Source organism: Streptomyces sp. PSU-S4-23, from assembly GCF_055632315.1.
The window spans coordinates 3,081,075-3,093,187 of sequence record NZ_JBVMUU010000002.1 but is presented as its reverse complement, the minus strand read 5'-3'; the positions used below and the strand labels follow the sequence as shown (position 1 = coordinate 3,093,187).

The 12,113-nt window shown below is 67.1% G+C and carries 1 protein-coding gene and 1 pseudogene; both read left to right on the top strand.

The annotated features are described in order from the left end of the window. The first annotated feature begins 25 nt into the window (after positions 1-25). Positions 26-1,228 (top strand): NAD(P)/FAD-dependent oxidoreductase, encoded by a 1,203-nt coding sequence (locus ACZ79I_RS14310; RefSeq protein ID WP_471497530.1) that lies wholly within the window; start codon positions 26-28, stop codon positions 1,226-1,228. 283 nt (positions 1,229-1,511) lie between these two features. Continuing rightward, positions 1,512-12,080, top strand: a pseudogene (locus ACZ79I_RS14305) (type I polyketide synthase); the annotation flags it as partial. Positions 12,081-12,113: the final 33 nt, after the last annotated feature.

Below are 12,113 nucleotides of genomic sequence, written 5' to 3'. Positions count from 1 at the left end.
AAGTCGACGCGAAATGTATGACGTCGTGATTGTCGGTGCCCGATGCGCCGGTGCCTCGGCAGCGTTGCTGCTGGCCCGGCAGGGGCGCAAGGTGCTGCTCATCGACCGGATGGAATTCCCCGCGGACATCATGTCCACCCTCTACATCCACCCGCCGGGCGTGGCGCTGCTCGCCCGCTGGGGCGTCCTCGACGCCGTCGCCGCCTCGGGATGCCCCCCGCTGGACACGGTCGACTACGACGTGGCGGGCCTGCGGCTGACCGCGGCGACCCCGCCCACGCCGTACTCGACGGTCGCGTACGCCCCGCGCCGCCGCGTCCTCGACGAACTCCTGGTGCGGGCCGCGGTCGAGGCCGGAGCCGAGTTCCGCGACCGCACCAGCCTCCGCGAGCTGACCTGGCGCGACGACCGGGTCACCGGCGTACGGATCCAGTCCGCCGACGGCCTCCAGGATGTACCGGCGAAGCTGGTCCTCGGCGCGGACGGCCAGGGATCGCGCCTCGCGTCGCTGGTGGACGCCCCGTACCTGACGGCCGACCAGCCCGTCAGCTGCGTCTACTACAGCAGCTGGCAGGGCATCCGCACCGGCTTCGGCTACCACGAGCGCCCGGACAGCTGGGTCGTGCGGATCCCCACCCACGACGGACTGACCCTCGTGACCACCTACTTCCCACAAGACCAGTTCGCCCGCATCCGGCACGACGCCCTGGCCGCACACCTGGCGGCCATCGAACAGAACGCACCCGACCTGCACGAACAGCTCACCGACGCCGAACGCGTCGGGAGCCTCGTCGGCACCGGCAACCAGCAGAACTTCTTCCGCCGCGCCAACGGCCCCGGCTGGGCGCTGATCGGCGACGCCGGCCACCATCTCGACTCGATCACCGCCCGCGGCATCACCAACGCCTTCACCCAGTCCCAGCTCCTCTCCGACGCCCTGGCGGGCCAGGACCTCGACGACACCTCCGGGGTCGACACGTGCCTGGCCGCCTTCGCGAAGGAGACCTACGACATCCTCCGCGAGCCCTACCGGATGGCCCTGGACCTCGCCAAGCTGCGCATCACCGACTCCCGGATGGCGATGCTCCGCGCCATCGACCGCTCGCCGGACCTCACCGACCGCTACTTCGCGATGCTCGCCGGCCTCATCGACCGCTCCGAGTTCTTCACACCCGAGGTGGTCGCCCTGCTGCCGAACTCCCCGGAGTGGACCGGTTCGGGACCGTGACGCAGAGCGCCGCCGGGCCGGACCCGGCCGCCCGGCGGCGCCCCCGCCCCTGAAAGGAACGCCCACCCACCCCCGGCCTCAGGACCTGGACCCCACGGGTGGGTGCTTCGGGCTGCCGGTGCGCGACCGCAGCCTCCCCCCTCCGAACCACCCCGCGCACGCCGACGACTCGTACCCCGACACAGAGATGGATCCCGCTGTGAGTGCCTCGAAGGAAGACCTTGTCGACGCGCTTCGCCGTGCGGCGAAGGAGGTCGCAGCACTGAAGCGACGCAACGCCGAGCTCGTCGCGAAGAACTCGGACCCTGTTGTGGTGGTGGGGATGGGGTGTCGTTATCCGGGGGGTGTGGTGTCTCCGGAGGGTCTGTGGGATCTGGTGTCGTCGGGTGGGGAGGGCATCGGTGAGTTTCCGTCGGACCGCGGCTGGGATGTGGAGGCGGTGTTCGATCCGGATCCTGGGGTTTCGGGGAAGTCGTATGTGCGCCGGGGTGGGTTCCTGGCTGATGTGGCGGGTTTTGACGCGGGGTTCTTCGGGATTTCGCCGCGTGAGGCTGTGGCGATGGATCCGCAGCAGCGGTTGATGCTGGAGGTGTGCTGGGAGGCGATCGAGCGGGCCGGTATCGACCCGGCCGGTCTGCGGGGGTCCCGCACCGGCATCTTCGCCGGCGTCATGGGCCACGACTACGGCCGGGCCTCCGCCGGCGACGGGGTCGAGGGCTTCGGGTCCGGCGTCATGGAGTCGGTGGTGTCGGGGCGGGTGTCGTATGTGCTGGGGCTTGAGGGGCCTGCGGTGTCGGTGGATACGGCGTGTTCGTCGTCGTTGGTGGCGTTGCATCTTGCGGTGCAGGCGTTGCGTGCGGGTGAGTGTGATGTGGCGCTTGCCGGTGGTGTGACGGTGATGGCGACGCCGGAGACGTTTGTGGAGTTCTCGCGGCAGCGTGGTCTTGCGGTGGATGGCCGGTGCAAGGCGTTTGCGGAGGGTGCGGACGGTACCGGTTGGGGTGAGGGCGCGGGTGTGCTGCTGTTGGAGCGGCTGTCGGATGCCCGACGCAATGGTCATCCGGTGTTGGCGGTGGTGGCGGGTTCGGCGGTGAATCAGGATGGTGCGTCGAATGGTTTGACGGCTCCGAATGGTCCTTCGCAGCAGCGGGTGATTCGTGCTGCGCTGGCGTCGGCGGGGCTGGGTGTGGCCGATGTGGACGTGGTGGAGGCGCATGGCACCGGGACGGTGCTGGGGGATCCGATCGAGGCGCAGGCGTTGCTTGCCACTTATGGTCAGCGTCCGGCTGGTGGGGAGCCGTTGTGGCTGGGGTCGCTGAAGTCGAATGTGGGGCACACGCAGGCGGCTGCGGGTGTGGGTGGTGTGATCAAGGTGGTTGAGGCGTTGCGGCGGGGGGTGCTGCCGCGGACGCTGCATGTGGATGCGCCTTCTTCGCGGGTGGACTGGTCTGCGGGGCGTGTGGAACTGCTGAGGGCGGAGCGTGCGTGGCCGGAGGTGGGCCGCCCGCGCCGTGCCGCGGTCTCTTCGTTCGGTCTGTCGGGTACGAACGCGCACGTCATCATCGAGCAGGCCCCGGAGACCGCCGCAGAGACCGCCGTAGATATCCCCACTCTGGATTCCGCTTCGGCGGGTGGTGTGTGGGTGTTGTCGGGCAGGACGCGGGAGGCGTTGGCCGGGCAGGCGGGGGTGTTGGCCGACTGGCTTGCCGGGGAGGGTTTCGAAGCCGGTATTGCTGATGTGGCGTTTTCGCTGTCGTGTCGGTCGGTGTTCGAGCATCGGGCGGTGGTTTCGGGTGCCGACCGTCGGGAGTTGGTGGCTGCGCTCACCGACCTTGCTGCTGATCGTGAGAATTCGGGGGTGGTGGCTGGGGTTTCGCGTGGTGGTGGGCCTGGTGGTGTGGTGTTTGTTTTTCCGGGTCAGGGTTCTCAGTGGTTGGGGATGGGGCGGGAGTTGGCTGCTTCGGTTCCTGAGTTTGCTGCTGAGTTGGAGGTGGTTGCGGGTGAGATTGACCGGTGGTGGGGGCATCGGTTGTTGGATGTGATGTGGGGTTGTGATGGGGGGTTGTTGGAGCGGACGGAGTTTGCGCAGCCTGCTTTGTTTGCGGTTGAGGTGGCGTTGTTTCGTGTGTTGCGGTCGTGGGGTGTGTCGCCGGATTTTGTGGTGGGGCATTCGGTGGGGGAGATTGCTGCGGCGCATGTGGTGGGGATGTTGTCGTTGGAGGATGCTGCGCGTTTGGTGGTGGCGCGTGGGCGGGTGATGCAGGGGGCTGGGGCTGGTGTGATGGTGGCGGTGTCGGGTCGGGTTGAGGTGGTGGAGGAGGTTTTGGGGGGTGTGTCGGGGGATTTGGGGCCGGTGGTTGTGGCGGCGGTGAATTCTCCGGGTTCGGTGGTGATTTCGGGGGCTGGGGCTGCGGTTGATGCTGTTGTTGTGGAGTTGGAGCGGGTTGGTTGTTCGACGCGTGCGTTGGCGGTGTCGCATGCGTTTCATTCGCCGTTGTTGGATTCGGTGTTGGAGGAGTTTCGGGAGGTTGCGGCTGGGGTTGGGGTGGTGGCTCCGGTTGGTGGGGTGGGGCTGGTTTCTAATGTGTCGGGGCAGTTGGCGGATGTGGGGTTGGGGTATGGGTCGGCGGATTATTGGGTGCGGCATGCGCGGGAGGGGGTGCGGTTTGCTGATTCGGTGAGGTTTTTGGCGGGGCGGGGTGCTGGTGTTTTTGTTGAGTTGGGGCCTGGGGTGTTGGTGTCTGCGGTGTCGGCGACTGTGGAGGGGGTTGAGGGGGTCGGGGCGCCGGTTGTGGTGTCGTTGTTGCGGCGTGGTGGTGTGGAGTCGCGGGCGTTGGTGTCGGGGCTGGGGCAGTTGTTTGTGTCTGGTCTTCCGGTGTCGTGGGGTCGGTGGTGTGAGGGTGGTCGGTGGGTGGGGGTGCCGACGTATGCGTTTCAGCGTGAGCGTTTTTGGCTGACGTCCTCCGTGCGGTCTGGGGATCCCGCTGCTGTGGGTTTGGTTGCGGCGGGGCATCCGGTGCTGGGTGCGGTGGTGGCTTCTCCGGGGTCTTCGGGTGTGGTGTTGACGGGGCAGTTGTCCCGGGGTGGTCAGTCGTGGCTGGCTGATCATGAGGTGTTTGGGCGTGTGATGGTGCCGGCGTCGGTGTGGGTGGAGCTGGCGGTGCGGGCGGGTGATGAGGTCGCGTGTCCGGTGGTGCGGGAGCTGGCGGTGACGGCGCCTTTGTTGTTGCCGGATCGTGGTGGTGTCCAAATCCATGTGGTGGTCGGCGAACCGGATGATGCGGGACTGCGTCAGGTGGGGATTCACGGCCGTTCGGATGTTGGTGAGGGGCCGTGGCAGTTGCACGCCCAGGGAGTGCTGGGTCCTTCTCAGGAGTCTTCCACCGTTTGGGAGAAGTGGTCGGAGTCGGTGTGGCCGCCGGTGGGGGCGCGGGTGGTCGATGTCGAGTCTGCGTATGAGGGGCTTGCCGGTCAGGGCTATGGGTATGGGCCGGTGTTCCGCGGGGTGCGCGGGGTCTGGCGGCGAGGCGAGGAGATCTTCGCTGAGGTCAGCACTCCGGTCGGAGTGGACCTGAGCGGGTTCGGGATCCATCCCGCTCTACTGGACGCCCTCGTTCATGCCCCTCTTGTTGCCGATGTGAATGAGGCTGGTACGTCTGACGCGGGCGAGGTGCGGGTCCCGTTCCTGTTCGAGGGGGTTTCGCTGCATGCGGTGGGTGCATCCTCGGTGCGGGTGCGGATTGCACCGGCTGGGCCTGATGCGGCGTCGGTGCAGGTCGTTGATGAGGCCGGTGCCCTGGTCCTGGGAATCGACTCGCTGGTGACGCGGCCGGTGTCGCAGGAGGCGTTGGCTGCGGCTGCTGTCAGCACCACTCCGGATGGTCTTTATGAGGTGGCGTGGTCGCCGGTGTCGGTGTCGGTGTCGGGTGGGGATTCGGTGCCGTCGGTGGTGGCGTGGGAGTGGGTTTCGAAGCCGGGTGGTGGTGTGGTCGCCTCGATGCATGAGGCGGTGCATGGGGTGTTGGGGGTGGTGCAGTCGTGGCTGGCGTCGTCTTCTTCTGAGGGTTCGGTGCTTGCTGTGGTGACGCGGGGTGCGGTTGGTCTGCCGGGTGAGGACGTCGGTGATGTGGCGGGGTCGGCGGTGTGGGGGCTGGTGCGGTCGGCGCAGTCGGAGAATCCCGGCCGGATCGTGCTGATCGATACTGACGCCGATGCCGATGTGGCGGGTGTGGCTGCTGTGGCCGGGCTGGGTGAACCGCAGGTGGTTGTCCGTAACGGCGTGGTGCACGCGGCTCGTCTGGTTCGTGCTGTCCTGGCGCCGCAGGCCGATGTCGGTATCGGCGTGGAGGGTGCGGTGATCGTCACTGGTGGTACCGGTGGGGTCGGTGCGGTGTTGGCGCGTCGGTTGGTGGAGGTGCACGGTGCCGGATGTGTTGTTCTGGCGTCTCGTCGTGGTGTGGCGGCTGAGGGTGTGCCGGAGTTGGTGGCTGATCTGGAAGCGGCCGGTGCCGAGGTACGTGTGGTTGCTTGTGATGTGTCGGATCGGTCGGCGGTGGCGGGTTTGGTGGCGTCCGTGCCGGACGGGTTCGAGTTGCGTGGTGTGGTTCATGCGGCGGGGGTGCTGGACGATGGTGTGATCGGGTCTTTGACGCCTGAGCGGATTGACGGGGTTCTTGGGGCGAAGGCGGATGGGGCGTGGTATCTGCATGAGGCTACGAAGGATCTGCCGCTGACGTTGTTCTCCGTTGTTTCCTCGCTGTCTGGTGTTCTTGGTGGTCCGGGGCAGGGCAACTACGCCGCGGCCAACGCGTTCCTGGACGCGCTCGCCCAGTACCGGCGCGGGTCGGGGCTTGCGGGACAGTCCATCTCCTGGGGCCTGTGGGCCGAGGCCGGTGGTATGGGGGCCGGACTAGCGGACGAAGCGGCGGCCCGGATGCGGGCCGATGGCGTGCTGGCGCTCGGTACGGGGCAGGCCCTTGAGCTGTTCGACGCGGCGGTGTCCGGGGGCGCGGGGCATGTGGTGGGCGTTCGGTGGGATCTGCCTGCGCTGCGTCGTCTGGCGGGTGCCGGTGAGCTGGCTCCGCTGCTGACGGATCTGGTGCCTGCGGTGCGCCGGACCGCGGCGGTGGGGGAGTCGGTGTCGCAGTTGGTGTCCCGGCTCCGGACAGTCGACCTGGCCGGGCGGCGCCGGCTGTTGACCGAGTTGGTCACCACGCACGTGGCGGCGGTGCTGGGGCACGATCGTGCCGCTGCGGTGGGTGCCACTGTGGCGTTCAAGGATCTCGGGCTCGATTCCCTGGGCGGTATCAGCGTCCGTAACCGACTTCAGAACGCGACCGGGCTGAGCCTCCCGGCATCGCTCGTCTTCGACTACCCCACCTCGCAGGTCCTGGCCGATCTTCTGCTTGAGCAGTTGATGCCTAGTGGCGAGTCAACGGCGGCAACTCCTGCGGCCCCGGCTCCCATGATGCCCGACCTGGGCACCGACCCTGTTGTGGTGGTGGGGATGGGGTGTCGTTATCCGGGGGGTGTGGTGTCTCCGGAGGGTCTGTGGGATCTGGTGTCGTCGGGTGGGGAGGGCATCGGTGAGTTTCCGTCGGACCGCGGCTGGGATGTGGAGGCGGTGTTCGATCCGGATCCTGGGGTTTCGGGGAAGTCGTATGTGCGCCGGGGTGGGTTCCTGGCTGATGTGGCGGGTTTTGACGCGGGGTTCTTCGGGATTTCGCCGCGTGAGGCTGTGGCGATGGATCCGCAGCAGCGGTTGATGCTGGAGGTGTGCTGGGAGGCGATCGAGCGGGCCGGTATCGACCCGGCCGGTCTGCGGGGGTCGCGGACCGGAGTCTTCGCCGGCGTGATGTCCCAGGACTACGCCCAGCTGGGGGAGGCGGCGGGCGACAGTACCGAAGGCTTCGGCACTGGTGTGATGGGCTCTGTGGTGTCGGGGCGGGTGTCGTATGTGCTGGGGCTTGAGGGGCCTGCGGTGTCGGTGGATACGGCGTGTTCGTCGTCGTTGGTGGCGTTGCATCTTGCGGTGCAGGCGTTGCGTGCGGGTGAGTGTGATGTGGCGCTTGCCGGTGGTGTGACGGTGATGGCGACGCCGGAGACGTTTGTGGAGTTCTCGCGGCAGCGTGGTCTTGCGGTGGATGGCCGGTGCAAGGCGTTTGCGGAGGGTGCGGACGGTACCGGTTGGGGTGAGGGCGCGGGTGTGCTGCTGTTGGAGCGGCTGTCGGATGCCCGTCGCAATGGTCATCCGGTGTTGGCGGTGGTGGCGGGTTCGGCGGTGAATCAGGATGGTGCGTCGAATGGTTTGACGGCTCCGAATGGTCCTTCGCAGCAGCGGGTGATTCGTGCTGCGCTGGCGTCGGCGGGGCTGGGTGTGGCCGATGTGGACGTGGTGGAGGCGCACGGCACCGGCACCGTTCTCGGAGATCCGATCGAGGCGCAGGCGTTGCTTGCCACTTATGGTCAGCGTCCGGCTGGTGGGGAGCCGTTGTGGCTGGGGTCGCTGAAGTCGAATGTGGGGCACACGCAGGCGGCTGCGGGTGTGGGTGGTGTGATCAAGGTGGTTGAGGCGTTGCGGCGGGGGGTGCTGCCGCGGACGCTGCATGTGGATGCGCCTTCTTCGCGGGTGGACTGGTCTGCGGGGCGTGTGGAACTGCTGAGGGCGGAGCGTGCGTGGCCGGAGGTGGACCGCCCGCGCCGTGCCGCGGTCTCTTCGTTCGGTCTGTCGGGTACGAACGCGCACGTCATCATCGAGCAGGCCCCGGAGACCGCCGCAGAGACCGCCGTAGATATCCCCACTCTGGATTCCGCTTCGGCGGGTGGTGTGTGGGTGTTGTCGGGCAGGACGCGGGAGGCGTTGGCCGGGCAGGCGGGGGTGTTGGCCGACTGGCTTGCCGGGGAGGGTTTCGAAGCCGGTACTGCTGATGTGGCGTTTTCGCTGTCGTGTCGGTCGGTGTTCGAGCATCGGGCGGTGGTTTCGGGTGCCGACCGTCGGGAGTTGGTGGCTGCGCTCACCGACCTTGCTGCTGATCGTGAGAATTCGGGGGTGGTGGCTGGGGTTTCGCGTGGTGGTGGGCCTGGTGGTGTGGTGTTTGTTTTTCCGGGTCAGGGTTCTCAGTGGTTGGGGATGGGGCGGGAGTTGGCTGCTTCGGTTCCTGAGTTTGCTGCTGAGTTGGAGGTGGTTGCGGGTGAGATTGACCGGTGGTGGGGGCATCGGTTGTTGGATGTGATGTGGGGTTGTGATGGGGGGTTGTTGGAGCGGACGGAGTTTGCGCAGCCTGCTTTGTTTGCGGTTGAGGTGGCGTTGTTTCGTGTGTTGCGGTCGTGGGGTGTGTCGCCGGATTTTGTGGTGGGGCATTCGGTGGGGGAGATTGCTGCGGCGCATGTGGTGGGGATGTTGTCGTTGGAGGATGCTGCGCGTTTGGTGGTGGCGCGTGGGCGGGTGATGCAGGGGGCTGGGGCTGGTGTGATGGTGGCGGTGTCGGGTCGGGTTGAGGTGGTGGAGGAGGTTTTGGGGGGTGTGTCGGGGGATTTGGGGCCGGTGGTTGTGGCGGCGGTGAATTCTCCGGGTTCGGTGGTGATTTCGGGGGCTGGGGCTGCGGTTGATGCTGCTGTTGTGGAGTTGGAGCGGGTTGGTTGTTCGACGCGTGCGTTGGCGGTGTCGCATGCGTTTCATTCGCCGTTGTTGGATTCGGTGTTGGAGGAGTTTCGGGAGGTTGCGGCTGGGGTTGGGGTGGTGGCTCCGGTTGGTGGGGTGGGGCTGGTTTCTAATGTGTCGGGGCAGTTGGCGGATGTGGGGTTGGGGTATGGGTCGGCGGATTATTGGGTGCGGCATGCGCGGGAGGGGGTGCGGTTTGCTGATTCGGTGAGGTTTTTGGCGGGGCGGGGTGCTGGTGTTTTTGTTGAGTTGGGGCCTGGGGTGTTGGTGTCTGCGGTGTCGGCGACTGTGGAGGGGGTTGAGGGGGTCGGGGCGCCGGTTGTGGTGTCGTTGTTGCGGCGTGGTGGTGTGGAGTCGCGGGCGTTGGTGTCGGGGCTGGGGCAGTTGTTTGTGTCTGGTCTTCCGGTGTCGTGGGGTCGGTGGTGTGAGGGTGGTCGGTGGGTGGGGGTGCCGACGTATGCGTTTCAGCGTGAGCGTTTTTGGCTGACGCCCTCCACGCGGGTGAGTGATGTGGGTAGTGCCGGTTTGGTTGCGGCGGGGCATCCGGTGCTGGGTGCGGTGGTGGCTTCTCCGGGGTCTTCGGGTGTGGTGTTGACGGGGCAGTTGTCCCGGGGTGGTCAGTCGTGGCTGGCTGATCATGAGGTGTTTGGGCGTGTGATGGTGCCGGCGTCGGTGTGGGTGGAGCTGGCGGTGCGGGCGGGTGATGAGGTCGCGTGTCCGGTGGTGCGGGAGCTGGCGGTGACGGCGCCTTTGTTGTTGCCGGATCGTGGTGGTGTCCAGGTCCATGTGGTGGTCGGCGAGCCCGAGCACGGTGATCTGCGTGCCGTGGAGATCCATTCCCGTTCGGATGCTGGTGAGGGGCCGTGGCAGTTGCACGCCCAGGGAGTGCTGGCACCTTCTCAGGAGTCTTCCACCGTTTGGGAGAAGTGGTCGGAGTCGGTGTGGCCGCCGGTGGGGGCGCAGGTGGTCGATGTCGAGTCTGCGTATGAGGGGCTTGCCGGCCAGGGGCATGGGTATGGGCCGGTGTTCCGCGGCGTGCGTGCCGTCTGGCGGCGAGGCGAGGAGATCTTCGCCGAAGTGAGTATGTCGGCTGCTACGGACGTCGCTGGGTTCGGGATCCATCCCGCTCTGTTGGACGCGGTGGTCCATAGCCCGCTCCTGATCGCTGCGGGGTCGGGCTCGGCGGTGGACGGGGCGCGGGTCCCGTTCCTGTTCGAGGGGGTTTCGCTGCATGCGGTGGGTGCGTCCTCGGTGCGGGTGCGGATTGCACCGGCTGGGCCTGATGCGGCGTCGGTGCAGGTCGTTGATGAGGCCGGTGCCCTGGTCCTGGGAATCGACTCGTTGGTGACGCGGCCGGTGTCGAAGCGGGCGATGGCGGCCGCCGCCGCGAGTACGGCCCCCAACGGTCTGTACGAGGTGGCGTGGTCGCCGGTGTCGGTGTCGGGTGGGGATTCGGTGCCGTCGGTGGTGGTGTGGGAGTGGGTTTCGAAGTCGGGTGGTGGTGTGGTCGCCTCGATGCATGAGGCGGTGCATGGGGTGTTGGGGGTGGTGCAGTCGTGGCTGGCGTCGTCTTCTTCTGAGGGTTCGGTGCTTGCTGTGGTGACGCGGGGTGCGGTTGGTCTGCCGGGTGAGGACGTCGGTGATGTGGCGGGGTCGGCGGTGTGGGGGCTGGTGCGGTCGGCGCAGTCGGAGAATCCCGGCCGGATCGTGCTGATCGATACTGACGCCGATGCCGATGTGGCGGGTGTGGCTGCTGTGGCCGGGCTGGGTGAACCGCAGGTGGTGGTTCGTGACGGTGTGGTGCACGCGGCTCGTTTGGTTCGTGCTGTCCTGGCGCCGCAGGCCGATGTCGGTATCGGCGTGGAGGGTGCGGTGATCGTCACCGGTGGTACTGGTGGGGTCGGTGCGGTGCTGGCGCGTCGGTTGGTGGAGGTGCACGGTGCCGGATGTGTTGTTCTGGCGTCTCGTCGTGGTGTGGCGGCTGAGGGTGTGCCGGAGTTGGTGGCTGATCTGGAAGCGGCCGGTGCCGAGGTATGTGTGGTTGCTTGTGATGTGTCGGATCGGTCGGCGGTGGCGGGTTTGGTGGCGTCCGTGCCGGATGGGTTCGAGTTGCGTGGTGTGGTTCATGCGGCGGGGGTGCTGGACGATGGTGTGATCGGGTCTTTGACGCCTGAGCGGATTGACGGGGTTCTTGGGGCGAAGGCGGATGGGGCGTGGTATCTGCATGAGGCTACGAAGGATCTGCCGCTGACGTTGTTCTCCGTTGTTTCCTCGTTGTCTGGTGTTCTTGGTGGTCCGGGGCAGGGCAACTATGCCGCGGCCAACGCGTTCTTGGACGCGCTCGCCCAGTACCGGCGTGGGTCGGGGCTTGCGGGACAGTCGATCTCCTGGGGCCTGTGGGCCGAACACGGTGGCATGGGCGGTCGACTGGATGCGGAAGAGATCGCGCAGATTCGTGCCGGCGGTGTGCTGCCGCTGAGCGGGACACAGGCAGAGGAACTGTTCGACGCGGCGGTGTCCGGGGGCGCGGGTCATGTGGTGGGCGTTCGGTGGGATTTGCCTGCGTTGCGTCGTCTGGCGGGTGCCGGTGAGCTGGCTCCGCTGCTGACGGATCTGGTGCCTGCGGTGCGCCGGACCGCGGCGGTGGGGGAGTCGGTGTCGCAGTTGGTGTCCCGGCTCCGGACAGTCGATCCGGCCGGCCGACGCAAGTTGTTGACCGAGCTGGTGTCCTCGAATGTGGCGGCCGTGCTCGGTCATGACCGCGCCGATGCGGTGGGAGCCACCGCGCCGTTCAAGGATCTCGGACTGGATTCTCTTGGCGGTATCGGAGTCCGTAACCGACTTCAGAACGCGACCGGGCTGAGCCTTCCCGCCTCGCTCGTCTTCGACTACCCCACCCCACAGGTGCTGGCGGACTTCCTGCTTGAGCAACTCATGCCGGACAACAGCCAAACCGATCCCGGCCCGACGCACATGAAGGACGTCCGCCGACTGCTGCATACCGTGCCGCTTGCTCGGCCCGGTGATGCGGCGATCATCGAGCGGCTGCTGAAGCTTGCTGAAGCTCAGAACGACTTGTTCGACGGCGAACCCGAAGTGCACGACCGACGGGAGTCCATACGGGAGATGGACGTGGACGCGCTGATCGACATGGGACTTGGCATTTCTCAGAGCAGGAAGAGTGACAACTGATGGCGACCCGGGAAGAAAAGCTCGTCGAAGCGC